Below are 15,251 nucleotides of genomic sequence, written 5' to 3'. Positions count from 1 at the left end.
CAACGTGAGGTCCATCAGGAGTTGGACGTGATGCCCGGGCGTCTCGGTTGGCTCTGGGAGCGTTATTAGGGGTAGTGTGCAGAGCCGCGCATGGCAGCCGCGCGCGGTGGCGATGCCGACGGCTGATCCTCTCGATTTATGCCCGCAAGTCCGGAAGACCCTGACACGAGGCACCCAGCCTCACCAAATCGCCGCCGCGTGGGGGCGCGGCTGCGATGCGCGGCGGGGCTGACGCCCCTTGATTCCGCGCTGGGGGCTTCGCGCTCAAGCGGCCCGCAGCCAGCTCCCACGAAAAACGCCGCCCGCAATCGCGAACGGCGCTCACACTCTCAAGCCGTGGCCTAGGCCCTCACCACCGCCAGTCGAACTCCCGGATCAGCGTCACGCCCACCGACCCCTGGTCGCGGTCCTGCACGATAGGCGAATCTTCCACGTCACCGGCCAGCCGGTCCCAGGTCACGGTGCCCTTCACCGCCCACTTCTCGGTCAGGTCCTGCTTGTAGGACATCTCCAGCCCGTAGCTCTTGAGCCCGCCGTCGGCATCGTAGGAGGCTAGGCGCGCGCCGTTCGGCACCGAGAAATAGGTCTCCATGTATTCGTCGTCGGCATAGGTGACGCGCGGGCCGATGCGGAATTCCGAATCCAGCGAGGGGAAGGCGATGTAGTCGACCCCCAGGTCGCCCACGAGCCCCTCGTGCCCGGTCACACCCTGGCGGATGGCGCCGAAGACCTCCCAGGATTCGTAGCGGTACTTGGCCTTCAGACCCAGCTCGAGCGCGAAATCCACGTCGTCGATCCCCTCGAGCCGGTCGTGATCCCCGTCGTCGCGGTCCGAGACCACGCCGAAGGACGGCCCGATGGCAAATCCGTTGCCATCCTTGGTGCTCAGGTCGAGGAACCAGAAATTCAGCGTACTCACCGAGCCGAAGAAGCTGGGCGAGGCCTCGTAATCCTCGGAACCCTCGTAGGCGGGGGCCATCTTCGCGCCGGCGCCCAGCTCGAACTGCAGCTGGCGCTGCTGCGCGGCGGCGGGCAGGGCGCAGAGCACGGCGCCGGAGGCGATCAGCGGAAGGGTCAGGGTCTTGGTCTGCATGGTCTCGTCCTCCGGGGGGCGTGCGGTGTCGGTCTTGCGCAGGAACTGGAGCGCAACCTGGCCTTGTCCAGTCATCACGACCACGCCGACTTCCGAATGACAAGCTGAGCAGCATCGCGGCGCGCGCAGATGCGCTCTGGTCGCCACGACGCGCAACGCACCCCCTTCCTCCGCCAGGCGGAGGGTTGGGGAGGGGGCGGCAGGGATAAGCGCCCACACGAAACCCGCACGACAGGTCCCCTCTCCCCACCGGGGGAGGGATAGGGTGAGGGGCTCGGAGTGCCCGGAAAACATGCCGGGGGCATGTTTTCAGCGACGAGCGCGCGGAGCCCGGGTCACCCCGCCATGACCGGGTCAATGGCATGGCCTCGCCCCACCAGCCTCGACCAGCAGAAGGAGAGACAGCGTCCACGCAGGGGGCATTCTTAAGTCCCGGTAAATGCGCCCGATCAAGCCATTGATTTCATTGATCTGCCGGGATGTCCCGCCCCGGGACACCCCAGCACGCTCGCTGAAGCCCCCCTCTCCACATCCCGCGCAACCTCTGCTAGACCCCTGTCAAAACCGGTCGGAGGCACCCCATGAGCAAACCCGTCATCCTCACCATCCTCGACGGCTGGGGCCTGCGCGAGGAGACCGAGGCCAACGCCCCGGCGCTGGCAAACACCCCCAACTTCGACCGCCTCATGGCAAGCTGCCCGCACAGCACGCTGACCACCCACGGCCCCGACGTGGGCCTGCCCACCGGCCAGATGGGCAACTCCGAGGTCGGCCACACCAACATCGGCGCGGGCCGCGTCGTCGCCATGGACCTCGGCCAGATCGACCTCGCCATCGAGGACGGCAGCTTCTTCGAGAACGAGGCCATCCTCGACTTCGCCAAAACCGTGAAGGACGCCGGCGGCCGCGCGCATCTCATGGGCGTGGTCTCGGACGGCGGCGTGCACGGCCACATCGAACACATCAAGGCCACCGCCAAGCTCATCTCCGACAAGGGCGTGCCGGTGGTGATCCACGCCATCACCGACGGCCGCGACGTGGCGCCCAAGTCCGCCGACGGCTTCCTCAAGGATCTGCAGGACTGGTGCCCCGAGGGCGTCACCATCGCCACCGTCATCGGCCGCTACTTCGCCTTGGACCGCGACAACCGCTGGGACCGCGTGCAGCAGGCCTATGACGCGATGATCGACGCCAAGGGGCAGGCCACCGCCCCCGACGCCGTGACCGCCGTCAACCAGAGCTACGACAACGGCAAGACGGACGAATTCATCCCCGCCACGGTGATCGAAGGCTACGAGGGTCTGAGACCCGGCGACGGCTACTTCTGCCTCAACTTCCGCGCCGACCGCGCGCGAGAGATCCTCGCCGCCATCGGCGCGCCCGACTTCGACGGGTTCGAACGCGACAAGCCCGACCTTTCGGCGCTTCTGGGCATGGTCGAGTACTCCGACAAGCACAACGCCTACATGGGCGCTGCCTACCCCAAGCGGGTCATCGTCAACACGCTGGGCGAATGGGTGGCCAAGCATCGCAAACGTCAGTTCCGTTTAGCCGAGACCGAGAAATACCCGCACGTGACCTTCTTCCTCAACGGCGGCAAGGAAGACCCCGAGGAGGGCGAGGACCGCTTCATGCCCAAGTCGCCCTCGGTCGCCACCTACGACATGCAGCCCGAGATGAGCGCCGGCGAGGTGACGGACAAGTTCGTCGAGGCCATCGAGCAGGGCTACGACCTGATCGTCACCAACTTCGCCAACCCCGACATGGTGGGCCACACCGGCGATCTCGACGCTGCCATCAAGGCCTGCGAGGCCGTCGATGCCGGGCTCGGCCGCGTGCTGGAGGCGCTGGAGGGCACCGACGGCGCCATGATCGTCACCGCCGACCACGGCAATTGCGAGACCATGGTCGATCCCGACACCGGCGGCCCGCACACCTCGCACACGCTGAACCCGGTGCCGGTGATCCTCTTCGGCGGCCCCGAGGGCGCGACGCTGCGCGACGGTGGGCGGCTGGCCGATCTGGCACCCACGCTGCTGCAGCTCATGGGGCTCGACCAGCCCGAGGAAATGACCGGGGAAAGCCTCATCAAGTGATCCGCCGGCTCGTCCTTGTCCTGGCCCTCGCCGCCGCGCCTGCCTTCGCGCAGGACGCCGCCGAAGGCGCACGGCAAGCGGCCCGCGATCTCGAGGCCGCTTCGCTCCGCATGGACCAGGCCGAGGGCGCCAGCGACAGGGTCGCGGCGCTGACCGATGCGGTACGGGCTTACGAGGACGGGCTTGCGGCGATGCGCACCGGCCTGCGCGCCGCCGCCGTCCGCGAGACCGAGATCACCCGCAAGCTTCGCGCGCAGGAAGGCGAGGTCAGCCAGCTTCTGGGCGCGCTCATGTCCAACTCGGGCCGGCCCGGCCCCCAGGTCATGCTGCACCCCGAAGGCCCGCTCGGCAGCGCCCGCGCCGGGATGCTGGTCGCCGCCGTCGCCCCGGGCCTGAACGCCCGCGCCGAGGACCTGCGTGCCGACCTCGAAGAGGTCGCCGCCCTGCGCCAGCTTCAGGAAAACGCCGCCGAGACCCTGCAGGAAGGGCTTTCGGAAGTTCAGGCCGCGCGCAGTGCGCTCAGCCAGGCCATCGCCGACCGCACCGACCTGCCGCAACGCTACACCGAGGACCAGATCCGCACCGCGATCCTCATCTCCTCGACCGAGACGCTCGAAGGCTTTGCCTCGGGCCTCGCCGACCTCGCCGGGGGCGAGGAGGTGGCCACAGCGCCCGAGGGGGCGAGCATCGACGACCGCAAGGGCGACCTGCCCCTGCCGGTCAGCGGTGTCGTGTTGCGCGCGCCGGGGGAAGAGGACGCCGCGGGTGTCGCGCGCCCCGGCCTGGTGATCGCAACGCGGCCGCAGGCGCTCGTGACGACGCCGGTGGCAGCAACAATCCGCTACAACGGCCCGCTTCTCGACTACGGGCTGGTGACCATCCTTGAACCCCAGCCCGATCTGCTGTTCGTTCTGGCGGGGCTCGATCGGGTCTTCGGTCAGATGGGGCAGGTGCTGCCCGAGGGCAGTCCCGTCGGGCTCATGGGCTCCGGAGGGACGGGGTCACCGACAAGTGAAACCACTGGCGCTGGGCGAACCGAGACGCTCTATATAGAAGTCAGGGAAGGCGATACGCCTGTCGATCCACGCACGTGGTTCGCAACCGACAAGGGATGACGAGCACAATGCAGAAATTCGTGATGGCCGCCGCGGCCGGCACGCTCGCCGGCGTCGTGGCGACGACGCAGCTGGTCGGGCCGCTGCTGGCGCAGGAGGGAAACCGAAGCTCCAGCGTTTACGAGCAGCTCGATCTCTTCGGCGACATCTTCGAGCGGATCCGCGCCCAGTACGTCGAGGAGGTCGACGAGGAAGAGCTGATCGAGGCTGCCATCAACGGCATGCTGACCTCGCTCGACCCGCACTCCAGCTACCTGCCCCCCGAAGATGCCGAGGACATGCGCGTCCAGACGCGCGGTGAGTTCGGCGGCCTCGGGATCGAGGTCACGCAGGAAGACGGTTTCGTGAAGGTCGTGTCGCCCATGGACGGCACCCCGGCGCAGGAAGCGGGCATCGAGGCGGGCGATTTCATCACCCATGTCGACGGTGAATCCGTGCTGGGCCTGACGCTCAACGACGCGGTCGACCTGATGCGCGGCCCGGTGGGGTCCGACATCGTCGTGACCGTGGTGCGCGAGGGCGAGGAAGAGCCGTTCGACGTCACCATTACCCGCGACACCATCACGCTCACCGCCGTGCGTGCCCGCACCGAGGGCGACACCGTCGTGCTGCGCGTCACCACCTTCAACGACCAGACCTTCCCCAACCTCCGCGACGGGCTCGAGGAGCAGATCGAGGAAGCGGGCGGCATGGACAGCGTCAACGGCATCGTGCTCGACCTGCGCAACAACCCCGGCGGCCTGCTCAGCCAGGCGATCCGTGTCTCGGATGCCTTCCTTGAACAGGGCGAGATCGTCTCGACCCGCGGCCGCGATCCCGCCGAGGGCGACCGCTACAACGCCTCCGAAGGCGACCTCGCGGGCGGCAAGCCCCTCGTCGTGCTGATCAACGGCGGCTCCGCCTCGGCCTCGGAAATCGTCGCGGGTGCCCTGCAGGATCACCGCCGCGCCATCGTCGTGGGCACCAAGAGTTTCGGGAAGGGCTCGGTCCAGACCGTGATGCCGCTGCGGGGCGACGGCGCGATGCGCCTGACCACCGCGCGCTACTACACGCCCTCGGGCCGCTCGATCCAGGCGCTGGGCATCTCGCCCGATATCGTCGTGCACCAGCCGCCCCGCACCGAGGAACCCGCCGAGGACGAGGAAGCGCCCGAGGGCTTCTCCCGCTCCGAGGCCGACCTGCGCGGCCGGCTCGACAACGACAGCCTGACCGAGGACGAGATCCGCCAGATCGAGGAAGACCGCGCCCAGGCCGAGGAAGCCGCCCGCCTCCGCGAGGAGGACTACCAGCTGGCCTACGCGCTCGACATCCTCAAGGGCCTCTCGGCGCTCGGGCCCGAGGCTCCCTCGGCCGGCGCCGATACCGGCTCGGACGACGAAGAGACCTCCGAAGCCGAGGAATGATTGCGGACGGGCGGGGCAGGGACCCCGCCCGTTTTCCGTCCGGGTCCCCGCGCAGGGCACGGTTTTCCCTTCGGCGACGTCGGGGAATGCCGTCGCCGCGAAACGGTTGATCGAGACGTATCCCCCAGGGCAAAGCCGCATGCGGAAGATCCGCCTCAGTCACGACTACAACGCCGATGCCGCCCGGCTCTGGGCGCTGGTCACCGATCTCGATGCTATGGCCGAGGTCAACCGGCCGCGCATCGTGATGCAGGGCCTGCCCTCGGGCCGCATCCGCGCGGGCCAGAGGATCGAGGTAACGGTCTCTCTCTTCGGGCGCCTCCCGCCGCAGCCCTACGCCATGGAGGTGCTCGAGTGCGACGACCGCGCCCGCCGCTTCCACTCGCTTGAAAGTGGCGCCGGCGTGCGCCACTGGGAACACTGGCTGCAGGTCTGGCCCACCACAGGCGGCTGCCGGGTGCACGAGACAATCGCCATCGACGCGGGCGCGCTCACACCGCTCTTTGCGCTCTGGGCGCGGCACCTCTACAAGTCGAGACACCCCGCCCGACAGCGGCTACTGCGTGACTCCCGGCAAGAAGGCCCGACATGACCCCCGAAGACATCGCCAAGCTTCCCTATCGCCGCAACGTCGGCGTCATGCTTGTCAATGAGGCAGGCGAGGCCTTCGTCGGCCAGCGCATCGACAGCGAGGTCCCCGCCTGGCAGATGCCCCAGGGCGGCATCGACGAAGGCGAAACCCCCAGGGACGCCGCGCTGCGCGAGCTGGAAGAGGAAATCGGCGTCACCCCCGACCTCGTCACCGTCGAGGCAGAAACCGAGGGTTGGCTCTCCTACGACCTGCCGCACGACATCGTGCCAAAGATCTGGAAGGGCAAGTTCAAGGGGCAGGAGCAGAAGTGGTTCCTGCTGCGCTTCCACGGCCGCGACGACCAGGTGCGCATCGACACCGACCACCCCGAGTTCTCGAAATGGTGCTGGCTGCCCGCGGACGAGGTGCTGGGCCAGATCGTGCCCTTCAAGCGCCCCGTCTACGAGCAGGTCATCGCGGCCTTCCGGGGGCACTTGTGATGCGCGCGCTTGCCTTCATCCTGGCCCTCACCGCCGCCGGACCTGCCGTCGCGCTCAGCTGCATGCAGGCCGACCCGCAGGCCGATTTCCGGCGCGCCGCCGCGGACGACCGGAGCTGGATCGTCGTCGACGGCGAGATGCGCTTCGACGAGGACCTGCTGCCCAAGACCGACCTTGGCGCCCAGGCGCCCCGAGACGCGGTCGAGATCCCCGCACGGATCGAGGGGCAGGGCCTCTCGAAGGAGGGCTTTACCATTCCCTTCGACCGCGACATCACCCTGCGCGCCACCTGCGCGGGCCCCTGGTGCGCCAGCCCTGCCAGCGACACCCGCTACCTCGCCTTCCTGCTGAAGGAGGGGGACGGGTACGTCGCGCTCGCCAGCCCCTGTCCCGGCAATCTGCACCCTAATCCTGCGCCCGAGGCGCTCGACGCGGTGCAGACCTGCATGCAGGGCGGTCCCTGCGCGGAACGCTAGAGGTCGAAAAGCTCGGCCCCGACATAGGCGGGGCGCAGCAGCACCCGCCGGTGCCGCCCCAGCGGAAAGCGCGCCGGGGGCGTGCGCATGGCGGCGGGGATCTCGCCGCCGCGCGTCATGTGATCGGCCAGCAGCCGCCCCGCATGCGTCGCCATGGCCACGCCGTTTCCGTGGTACCCCATGGCTGCGAATAGCCCCGGATGCCCCGGCACCGCGCCCGCAAAGGGCGTAAGCCCTGCGAGCAGGCAGACCAGACCGGACCAGCTGTGCGTGATCTCCACATCCTTCCACGCTGGGAACAGCGCGTGGAAATTCCGCCGGATGCGCTTGGCGATGGCGCGGTCGGCCGAAGCCGTGGCCCGCAGCCCGCCGCGCATCCCGAACAGGAACCGCCCGTCAGGCATTAGCCGGAAGTAATGCAGCAGCTGCCGCGTGTCGAAGCTCATCTGCCCGCTGGTCCACCCCTGCGCCGCCTGCTCGGCCTGCGTCAGGGGGCGCGTGACGATGACGCTCGACAGAACGGGCAGGGTGCGGGCGCGCAGCCAGTCGGGCAGATCCTCGGAGGAATAGCCGTTGGTGGCAATCACCACCTGGTCGGCGCTCACCGTGCCGCGTGGCGTGGTCAGCCGCCAGCGCGCGCCGTCGGGGCCAAGGCCCGTCACGGGGCTGTCCGAGGCGAGCCGCGCGCCTGCACCCGCCGCCGCACGACCAAGGCCCGCGTGGTAGGCGCGCGGGTTCAGCGCAAAGCCCAGCGGGATGGTCATGGCGCCGTGCCACGGACCGCCCAGCCCCGCCTGCCGCAGCGCGTCGGGCGCGGTCAGCTCGGGCGTCACGCCATAGGCCCGTTCCACGTCGCCGATGCCGCCCTGCATGCCGCGCCAGGCTTTCGCGTTGTGGGCCAGCTGGGTCTCGCCCCGCGAATGGCGCTGCACCTCCATGCCATGGGTCTCGATCAGCCCCTCGGCGGTGGCGATGGCGGCTTTCTCGGTCGCCTGCCACTCGGCAAGGCCCGCCTCACCGAAGCGGCGCTTCAGCAGCGCATCGGGCGCCTTGGCCCCGCCGAGACAGCAGAACCCGCCGTTGCGCCCCGAGGCGCCATAGCCCGGGTGCCCGGCTTCGACCACAAGGACATCCGCGCCGCCTTCGGCGAGGTGCAACGCGGTCGACAGCCCCGTGAAACCGCCACCGATCACCGCCACGTCGCAATGCGTGTCGCCGTCGATGGCCGGCCATTCAAGCGGTGCGGCGCCCTCGGCCCACCAGCAATCGCCTTGCGGGCCGTAGGCGCCCGCCTCGTAGAGTCGTTTCATCCGGTGGTGCGTTCCCCGGCCCGGGTTTCCCGCTCGGCTTGCACCGCGGCACGTTTCGAGATCAGCGAGGCCGTGATGACCCCAACCGTCACGATCCCGATCAGCACCGTAGACAGGGCGTTGATCTCGGGGCTGACGCCCAGCCGGATCGACGAGAAGATCTTGATCGGCAGCGTCGTGGCCGAGGGGCCGGTGGTGAAGCTCGCGATGACGAGATCGTCGAGCGAGAGCGTGAAGGCCAGCAGCCAGCCCGAGATCACCGCGGGCGCGATGATCGGCAGGGTCACGAGGCGAAAGGCATCGAAGGGCGAACAGCCCAGATCCAGCGCCGCTTCCTCCAGCGCGCGGTCGAAGTTCGCCAGCCGCGACGACACCACCACCGAGACGTAGCACATCGAAAAGGTGGTATGCGCCAGCACGATGGTCAGCACGCCGCGGTCGAGCCCGATGCCGATGAAGAGCAGCAGCAGCGACAGGCCGGTGATGACCTCGGGCATGACGAGCGGGGCATAGATCATGCCCGAAAACAGCGTCCGGCCCGGAAAGCGGCCCATGCGCACGATGGCATAGGCCGCCATGGTGCCCAGCACCGTGGCGAGCGTGGAGGAGAAGACCGCCACCTTGAGCGTGACCCAAGCCGCGTCGAGGAACTCCTGGTTGGTCAGCAGCTCGCCGTACCAGCGGGTCGAGAAACCCGCCCAGACGGTGACAAGCTGGCTTCGGTTGAAGCTGTAGATCACCAGGATGATCATCGGCAGGTAGAGGAAGGCAAAGCCGAGCGTCAGCGAGGTGGCGTTGAACCAGGAAAACCGTCTCATGTCGCCTTGCCTCCGGCGTGGTTGGGGGCTCTGCCCCCGTCCCTGCGGGACTCCCCCGAGGTATTTTCAGCGAGAAGAAGCGCGGTTCGGGTCATCTTTCGGCCTCCCGCGCCTTTTCCTCGGTGCGCTGGAAAAGCACGATCGGGATGATGAGGATGAGCAGCAGCACCACGGCCACGGCGCTGGCCACGGGCCAGTCGCGGTTGTTGAAGAACTCCTCCCACAGGACCTTGCCGATCATCAGCGTCTGCGAACCGCCCAGCAGCGAGGGGATCACGAACTCGCCGATGGCGGGGATGAAGACGAGGAAGCAGCCCGCCACGATGCCGTTGCGAGAGAGCGGGAAGGTTACCAGCCAGAAGGCCGAGAGCCGCGAGCAGCCCAGGTCCTCGGCCGCCTCGAGCAGGCTTTCGTCCATGCGCTCCAGCGTCGAGTAGATCGGCAGGATCATGAAGGGCAGGTAGGTATAGACGATGCCGATGTAGACCGCGGTCGTGGTGTTGAGGATCTGCAGCGGCTCGGTGATGAGGCCCGCCCAGAGCAGGACCTGGTTCAGCACGCCCTCGTTGCCGAGGATCCCCATCCACGAATAGACGCGGATCAGGAAGCTGGTCCAGAAGGGCAGGATCACCAGCATCAGCAGGGTGGGGCGCCATTCGGGGGTGGCGCGGGCCATGGCGTAGGCGATGGGATAGCCCACCAGAAGCGTGATGAAAGTGGCCACCGCCGCGATCCGCAGCGAGCTGAGGTAGGCCTTCCAGTAAAGATCGTCGGTGGTCAGGAAGACGAAGTTCTCGAAGTCGAGCTGACTGACGAAGTCTCGAATGGCCTGCCAGCCGCCCGAGAGGTCGAGCTGCGGCATGTAAGGCGGCCGCGCCAGCGCGATGTCGCTGAGCGAGATCTTCAGCACGATCAGGAAGGGGATCAGGAAGAGCGCCAGCAACCAGAGATAGGGCACGGCGACGATGATCAGGCGGCGCATGGGCTCACTCCGTCAGGACGACGCCGGCGGTGGCGGTGAAAGACACCCAGACCTCGTCTTCCCAGGTGATGTCGCGCCGCGCGATGCGGCGGGTGTTGGCCATCTGAGCCTTGATCATCGTGCCGTCGGGCAGCTCCACGTGGTAGGTGGAGATGTTGCCGAGGTAGGCGATGTCGATGACGCGGCCGGGCAGGGCGTTGTGCGCCTGCGGCTTCTCCTTGGCGATGCTGACCTTCTCGGGGCGCAGCGACAGCACCACCTGCTGCCCGTCGAGTGCCGGGTCGCCGCTGCTCGCCACGATGGGAGCGGCACCTTCGGACCAGTGGATCTCGATGCCGCCTTCGGGAATGTCCGTGGCGCTTTCCGGCGCGGGCGCCGGTGGCGGAAGCTCTGCCGCGGCCTCGGGCGCGGGCAGCGCCTTGGGCTGATCCCGGCGCGGGCCGATCACAGGCGAGAGCAGCCGGTCGTGCAGCCAGCGGCCCATGGCGTTGGGTTGCGGATCGTGCCGGCCGGTCGCGGGCGCAGGCGCCGATGCCGGCGGCGCGGTGGTGCCTGGGGCTTCCTCCTGCGGGGCCTCGTTGGCGGCGGGCGCCGTTCCCTCGCCGCGCGCCTTCGCCGTGCCGCGGATCAGGTTCACGTCGCCGATGAAATCGGCCACATAGACCGAGTTCGGTGCCTCGTAGATCACCTCGGGCGTCGCCACCTGCACGATGCGCCCCTCGTCCATCACCGCCACGCGGCTTGCGACCGTCATGGCCTCTTCCTGGTCGTGGGTCACGATCACGAAGGTGGTGCCGGTCTTTTCCTGGATGTCCATGAGCTCGAACTGCGTCTCTTCGCGCAGCTTCTTGTCCAGCGCCCCCAGCGGTTCGTCCAGAAGCAGCAGCTTCGGCGCCTTCGCGAGCGAGCGCGCCAGCGCCACCCGCTGCCGCTGCCCGCCGGAAATCTGGTGCGGCTTGCGGCTGGCGAACTTGCTCAGCCGCGTCAGCCGCAGCATCTCCTCCACGCGCGCCTCGATCTTCTCGTCGTCGCGGCTCTCGCGGCGCAGGCCGAAGGCGATGTTGTCGAAGACCGTCAGGTGCGGGAACAGCGCGTAGCTCTGGAACATCATGTTCACCGCCCGCTTGTTCGGCGGCACGGTGTCGATCGCCTGCCCGCCAAGCAGGATATGCCCCTCGGTCGGCGCCTCGAAGCCCGCCAGCATGCGCATCATCGTGGTCTTGCCGCAGCCCGAGGGCCCCAGCAGGGCAAAGAACTCGCGCTCGTAGATCCTGAGCGACAGGTCGTCGATGGCGGTGAACTCGCCGAACCGCTTGGTCACGTTCCGGAACTCGATCAGCGGCTTGGCCTCGGGATCGTTCCAGGGCTCGAAGACCGCGGTCTCGGGAGAGGGTTTGGGCTTGGGAGAGGGCTGGGCCATGGGCACTCGTCAGGCAAAAGGAAGGCCCGCGCGAAGCGTCGTCGCGCGGGCCGGGGTCCGGGAAGGTCAGGTGCCCGACTTGATGCGGGTCCAGGTCCGCGTCAGGTTGCGCTGCTCGCGCGGCGGGAAGGGCGTCACCGTGTAGAGGTTCTCCAGCGTCGCCTCGTCGGGGTAGATCGCCGGGTCGTCGATGATGTCCTCGTTGAGGTATTCCTGCGAGGCCTCGTTGCCGTTGGCATAGTAGACGTAGTTCGACGCCTGCGCCATGTTCTCGGCATCCATGATGAAGTTCAGGAATTCATGCGCCGCGTCGGGGTTCGGCGCGTCCTCGGGAATCGCCATCTGGTCGAACCACATCAGCGCGCCCTCGGACGGCGCGTTGTAGACGATCTCGACGCCGTTGTCGGCATCGGCCGCGCGGTCGCGCGCCTGCAGCACGTCACCCGACCAGCCGAAGGCCACGCAGATCTCGCCGTTGGCCAGCGCGTTGATGTATTCGCTGGAATGGAACTTCTGTACGTAGGGGCGCACCGCGGTCAGCACTTCGGCGGCGCGGTCGAGCGCTTCCTCGTCCTTCTGGTCGGGGTCCTCGCCCAGGTAGGTCAGCGCGGCGGGGATCATCTCGGTCGGCGCGTCGAGGAACATCACGCCGCACTCGGCCAGCTTTTCCATGTTCTCGGGATCGAAGATCAGGTCGAGGCTGCCCAGCGGCGCGTCCTCGCCCAGCGCTTCCTGCACCGCGCCCACGTTCGCGCCGATGCCGGTGGTGCCCCACATGTAGTTGATCGAGTACTCGTTGCCCGGATCGTAGGTCTCGGTCCGCTCCTGGATCACGTCCCACATGTTGTCGAGGTTGGGCAGCTTCGACTTGTCGAGCTTCTGGAAGGCGCCCGCCTGGATCTGGCGCTGCAGGAAGGTGCCGGTGGGCACCACCACGTCGTAGCCCGATCCTCCCGCCAGCATCTTGGTCTCGAGAAGCTCGTTGCTGTCGAAGACGTCGTAGATCAGCTCGATGCCGGTCTCTTCCTCGAACTGCGTCAGCAGGTCCTCGTCGATGTAGTCGGACCAGTTGTAGACCCGGACCTCCTGTGCGGCCGCGGCGGTGGCCGTCAGCGCAAGGGTCGCGGCAAATGCCGAAAGTGTCTTGGTCATCTCATACTCCCATGGGTGTCGGGGGTCTTTTCGCGCCCCTCGCCCGGATTTGATCAAACATTGCCTTGCCGGGCAACTTTGGCGATGTTTCCACGGGCCCTCGCGCGGTGCAAGGCGATGCAGAGGGCCAATGGCTCAATTCGGAGGCAAAGGGTGAGTTTGTCGGCACAGGCAGGACGGGCGGGGCTTCCCGCGCACGAGGTGGTCTACCGCGACCTGCGGGATCTTGTCCTTTTCGGCGAGCTCGCGCCGGGCGAGCCGGTGACGATACAGGGTCTGGTGGCCCGGCTCGGCGTCGGCATGACGCCGGTGCGCGAGGCGCTGCGCCGGCTTACTGCCGAGGGCGCGCTCGAATCGCTCGGCAACCGCCGCATCCAGGTGCCGGTGCTCGATGCCGGCGCGGTGGCGGAACTGACCGAGGCGCGACAGGCGCTCGAGCCGCGTCTCGCGGCGCGGGCCGCCGGGCGGGTGACCGGGGGCGACGTGGCCGGTCTGCGCCGCATCGACGCCCGGCTGGACACAGCCATCGCGCAGGGGGACATCCGCCTCTACCTCAAGGAAAACCACGCCTTCCACGCGGCGCTGAACGATCTCGCAGAAGCGCCCATCCTTACCGCCCTGGTCGAGGGGCTCTGGCTGCGCTTCGGACCATCTCTGCGCGTGGGCTGCGGGCAGATGGGCACCGGCAACCTGCCCGACCTGCACAAGGACCTGCTCGCCGCGCTCGAGACAGGCGACGCTCGCGCCGCCGCCGCCGCCATGGAGGCCGACGTGACGCAGGGGATGCAGCTGATCGCCGGGGCCCTGGCGGGCGGGGCGGCTCGGTGACTCCCGTCCTGCGCATCGCCCGGCCCAGCGACGACCTCGACGCGCTGCTGCCCTTCTACCGCGACGGGCTCGGCCTGCGACTTCTGGGGCGCTTCGACGATCACGCAGGCTTCGACGGAATCATCCTCGGCCATCCCGATGCGCCCTGGCATTTCGAGTTCACCCGCTGCCGGGGCCATTCGGCGGGCCGGGCGCCGACGCAGGACAATCTCGCCGTGCTCTACCTGCCCGACCCTGATGACTGGCAGACCGCCGTCACCCGGATGGAGCAGGCGGGCTACCCGCCCGTCCCTGCCTTCAACCCCTACTGGGACCGGCAGGGCCGCACCTTCGAGGATCCCGACGGCTACCGCGTCGTGCTGCAGAACGCCGCCTGGGGGTGATCCCGCGCCCCGGCCTTCTTCTTGGCATAAATATTCCGGGGTGTGGGGCAGAGCCCCACGGGCACACCGACAGCCACCGGCGCCCCGACGGGGCAGGCGCGCTCAGTCCCGCGGCGCGGCGGCGCGGCTCAGCCGGTCATTGATCGCCACGCCCAGCCCCACGTGCGGCACGGGCGAGACGGCGATGACCTCCGCCCCCTCCGCGTCCAGCCGGTGCAGGTACTCGAAGAGATTGGCCGCCGCCTCGGTCAGATCGCCCGCCCGCGACAGGTTCAGATCGCAGTCCACCTTGCCGAAGCCCAGCCGCGTCTCGCCCGGCTGCCATTCGGCGGCGTTGAGGCGCATCCCCGCCCGCGGCGCGTAGTGCGAGGCCATCTGCCCCGGCGCGGCGATGGCCTCGGCCTCGCGCCGTTCGGCCACGCGGCGGCCCAGCGCCTTCTCCAGCGCCTCGCGCGGGATGCCGCCCGGGCGCATCAGCGTTGGACGGCCCGCAAGCCCCAGGATCGTCGATTCGAGCCCCACGTCGCAGCGCCCGGCATTCACCACGGCGTCGATGCGCCCCGAGAGGCCCGCCAGCACATGCTCGGGCCGCGTCGGGCTGATCTGCCCCGACCGGTTCGCCGAAGGCGCCGCCACCGGCCCGCCGACCCGCTCCAGCAGGTCCCGCGCCAGCGGCGCCGCGGGCACCCGCACCGCCAGCGTCTCCAGCCCCGCCGTCACCAGCCGCGAGATGCCGCAGCCCGCGCGCAGCGGCAGCACCAGCGTCAGCGGCCCCGGCCAGAAGGCCGCGGCCACCATGTCGGCGGCGTCCGACCACTGCACGTAGGCCTGCGCCGCCTCGGCCGAGGGGAAATGCGCGATCAGCGGGTTGAAGCTCGGCCGGCCCTTCGCCTCGTAGATCGCCGCCACCGCGCGGTCGTTGCAGGCATCGGCGCCCAGCCCGTAGACGGTCTCCGTGGGAAAGGCGACAAGCCCCCCGCCGCGCAGGATCTCTGCCGCCCGCGCCAGCCCCTCCGCATCGGGGGCCAGGCTCGAAGTCTCGGTCTGGGTCATGTGCTTTGACGCCGCGTTCTGGTTGGAGGGTGGGCCCCGCCGACATAGCTT

15 protein-coding genes and 1 pseudogene are annotated in these 15,251 nt (G+C 68.8%); 8 read left to right on the top strand and 8 right to left on the bottom strand.

The window, feature by feature from the left end; genetic code table 11:
* Positions 1-349: 349 nt before the first annotated feature.
* Positions 350-1,168: a MipA/OmpV family protein gene (locus C8N44_RS04200; protein ID WP_158273998.1), complete on the bottom strand. Its 819-nt coding sequence runs from the start codon at positions 1,166-1,168 to the stop codon at positions 350-352.
* Between the two features lie 506 nt (positions 1,169-1,674).
* On the opposite strand from C8N44_RS04200, the gene gpmI reads away from it, so the two are divergent.
* The 6 genes from gpmI (at position 1,675) to C8N44_RS04170 (ending at position 7,254) form a co-directional block, all read left to right on the top strand.
* A complete protein-coding gene (gpmI, locus tag C8N44_RS04195; protein WP_107974923.1) occupies positions 1,675-3,189 on the top strand; it encodes a 2,3-bisphosphoglycerate-independent phosphoglycerate mutase in 1,515 nt (504 codons plus the stop codon).
* Complete coding sequence (locus tag C8N44_RS04190; RefSeq protein WP_107975061.1) at positions 3,189-4,304, top strand: murein hydrolase activator EnvC family protein; 1,116 nt, start codon at positions 3,189-3,191, stop codon at positions 4,302-4,304. Before gpmI ends, C8N44_RS04190 begins: the two co-directional genes overlap by 1 nt.
* Positions 4,305-4,312: 8 nt before the next feature.
* A complete protein-coding gene (locus C8N44_RS04185) occupies positions 4,313-5,707 on the top strand; it encodes a S41 family peptidase (RefSeq protein ID WP_107974922.1) in 1,395 nt (464 codons plus the stop codon).
* 139 nt (positions 5,708-5,846) lie between these two features.
* Positions 5,847-6,299: an SRPBCC family protein gene (locus C8N44_RS04180; RefSeq protein ID WP_107974921.1), complete on the top strand. Its 453-nt coding sequence runs from the start codon at positions 5,847-5,849 to the stop codon at positions 6,297-6,299.
* Positions 6,296-6,778 carry an RNA pyrophosphohydrolase gene (locus C8N44_RS04175; protein WP_107974920.1) on the top strand — a complete coding sequence of 161 codons (483 nt, stop codon included), beginning with the start codon at positions 6,296-6,298 and terminating at the stop codon, positions 6,776-6,778. Before C8N44_RS04180 ends, C8N44_RS04175 begins: the two co-directional genes overlap by 4 nt.
* Positions 6,778-7,254 (top strand): hypothetical protein, encoded by a 477-nt coding sequence (locus tag C8N44_RS04170; RefSeq protein ID WP_107974919.1) that lies wholly within the window; start codon positions 6,778-6,780, stop codon positions 7,252-7,254. Before C8N44_RS04175 ends, C8N44_RS04170 begins: the two co-directional genes overlap by 1 nt.
* Here the strand turns inward: C8N44_RS04170 and C8N44_RS04165 are convergent.
* The 6 genes and pseudogenes from C8N44_RS04165 to C8N44_RS04145 form a co-directional block, all read right to left on the bottom strand.
* Positions 7,251-8,564 carry an NAD(P)/FAD-dependent oxidoreductase gene (locus tag C8N44_RS04165; protein WP_107974918.1) on the bottom strand — a complete coding sequence of 438 codons (1,314 nt, stop codon included), beginning with the start codon at positions 8,562-8,564 and terminating at the stop codon, positions 7,251-7,253. The two genes, C8N44_RS04170 and C8N44_RS04165, sit on opposite strands and share 4 nt — an antisense overlap.
* On the bottom strand, positions 8,561-9,382 hold the full coding sequence (locus C8N44_RS04160; RefSeq protein ID WP_107974917.1) for an ABC transporter permease: 822 nt from the start codon (positions 9,380-9,382) through the stop codon (positions 8,561-8,563). Before C8N44_RS04160 ends, C8N44_RS04165 begins: the two co-directional genes overlap by 4 nt.
* Before the next feature lie 91 nt (positions 9,383-9,473).
* A complete protein-coding gene (locus tag C8N44_RS04155) occupies positions 9,474-10,364 on the bottom strand; it encodes an ABC transporter permease subunit (RefSeq protein ID WP_107974916.1) in 891 nt (296 codons plus the stop codon).
* A gap of 4 nt (positions 10,365-10,368) precedes the next feature.
* Positions 10,369-10,848 (bottom strand): TOBE domain-containing protein, encoded by a 480-nt coding sequence (locus tag C8N44_RS24170; RefSeq protein WP_373282686.1) that lies wholly within the window; start codon positions 10,846-10,848, stop codon positions 10,369-10,371.
* Between the two features lie 117 nt (positions 10,849-10,965).
* A pseudogene (locus C8N44_RS24165) lies at positions 10,966-11,784 on the bottom strand (ABC transporter ATP-binding protein); the annotation flags it as partial.
* A gap of 66 nt (positions 11,785-11,850) precedes the next feature.
* Entirely contained in the window at positions 11,851-12,936 is a 1,086-nt protein-coding gene (locus tag C8N44_RS04145) for a polyamine ABC transporter substrate-binding protein (protein ID WP_107974914.1), read from the bottom strand.
* A gap of 117 nt (positions 12,937-13,053) precedes the next feature.
* On the opposite strand from C8N44_RS04145, the gene C8N44_RS04140 reads away from it, so the two are divergent.
* Both C8N44_RS04140 and C8N44_RS04135 read left to right on the top strand, forming a co-directional pair.
* Positions 13,054-13,764 carry a GntR family transcriptional regulator gene (locus C8N44_RS04140; protein ID WP_107974913.1) on the top strand — a complete coding sequence of 237 codons (711 nt, stop codon included), beginning with the start codon at positions 13,054-13,056 and terminating at the stop codon, positions 13,762-13,764.
* A complete protein-coding gene (locus C8N44_RS04135; protein WP_107974912.1) occupies positions 13,761-14,147 on the top strand; it encodes a VOC family protein in 387 nt (128 codons plus the stop codon). The genes C8N44_RS04140 and C8N44_RS04135 overlap by 4 nt, the downstream gene beginning before the upstream one ends.
* A 102-nt stretch (positions 14,148-14,249) precedes the next feature.
* Here C8N44_RS04135 and C8N44_RS04130 read toward each other — a convergent pair whose 3' ends face one another.
* The gene (locus C8N44_RS04130) at positions 14,250-15,200 is read right to left on the bottom strand and encodes an L-threonylcarbamoyladenylate synthase (RefSeq protein ID WP_107974911.1); all 951 of its coding nucleotides are present in this window, start codon (positions 15,198-15,200) and stop codon (positions 14,250-14,252) included.
* Positions 15,201-15,251 lie beyond the last annotated feature (51 nt).

It is taken from the genome of Allosediminivita pacifica (assembly GCF_003054175.1).
In the GTDB taxonomy this organism is placed as follows: domain Bacteria; phylum Pseudomonadota; class Alphaproteobacteria; order Rhodobacterales; family Rhodobacteraceae; genus Allosediminivita; species Allosediminivita pacifica.
Note: the sequence above shows the minus strand (reverse complement) of the source record. Positions and strands in the feature narration are given on the sequence as shown.

What these genes read in the sequence shown, in the direction of transcription:
- gpmI (WP_107974923.1), top strand. Translation starts at nt 1,675, where the DNA reads ATGAGCAAACCCGTCATCCTCACCATCCTCGACGGCTGGGGCCTGCGC.
- C8N44_RS04145 (WP_107974914.1), bottom strand. Translation starts at nt 12,936, where the DNA reads ATGACCAAGACACTTTCGGCATTTGCCGCGACCCTTGCGCTGACGGCC.
- C8N44_RS04170 (WP_107974919.1), top strand. Translation starts at nt 6,778, where the DNA reads ATGCGCGCGCTTGCCTTCATCCTGGCCCTCACCGCCGCCGGACCTGCC.
- C8N44_RS04130 (WP_107974911.1), bottom strand. Translation starts at nt 15,200, where the DNA reads ATGACCCAGACCGAGACTTCGAGCCTGGCCCCCGATGCGGAGGGGCTG.
- C8N44_RS04160 (WP_107974917.1), bottom strand. Translation starts at nt 9,382, where the DNA reads ATGAGACGGTTTTCCTGGTTCAACGCCACCTCGCTGACGCTCGGCTTT.
- C8N44_RS04175 (WP_107974920.1), top strand. Translation starts at nt 6,296, where the DNA reads ATGACCCCCGAAGACATCGCCAAGCTTCCCTATCGCCGCAACGTCGGC.
- C8N44_RS04165 (WP_107974918.1), bottom strand. Translation starts at nt 8,564, where the DNA reads ATGAAACGACTCTACGAGGCGGGCGCCTACGGCCCGCAAGGCGATTGC.
- C8N44_RS04155 (WP_107974916.1), bottom strand. Translation starts at nt 10,364, where the DNA reads ATGCGCCGCCTGATCATCGTCGCCGTGCCCTATCTCTGGTTGCTGGCG.
- C8N44_RS24170 (WP_373282686.1), bottom strand. Translation starts at nt 10,848, where the DNA reads ATGGGCCGCTGGCTGCACGACCGGCTGCTCTCGCCTGTGATCGGCCCG.
- C8N44_RS04185 (WP_107974922.1), top strand. Translation starts at nt 4,313, where the DNA reads ATGCAGAAATTCGTGATGGCCGCCGCGGCCGGCACGCTCGCCGGCGTC.
- C8N44_RS04200 (WP_158273998.1), bottom strand. Translation starts at nt 1,168, where the DNA reads ATGACTGGACAAGGCCAGGTTGCGCTCCAGTTCCTGCGCAAGACCGAC.
- C8N44_RS04180 (WP_107974921.1), top strand. Translation starts at nt 5,847, where the DNA reads ATGCGGAAGATCCGCCTCAGTCACGACTACAACGCCGATGCCGCCCGG.
- C8N44_RS04140 (WP_107974913.1), top strand. Translation starts at nt 13,054, where the DNA reads ATGCAGAGGGCCAATGGCTCAATTCGGAGGCAAAGGGTGAGTTTGTCG.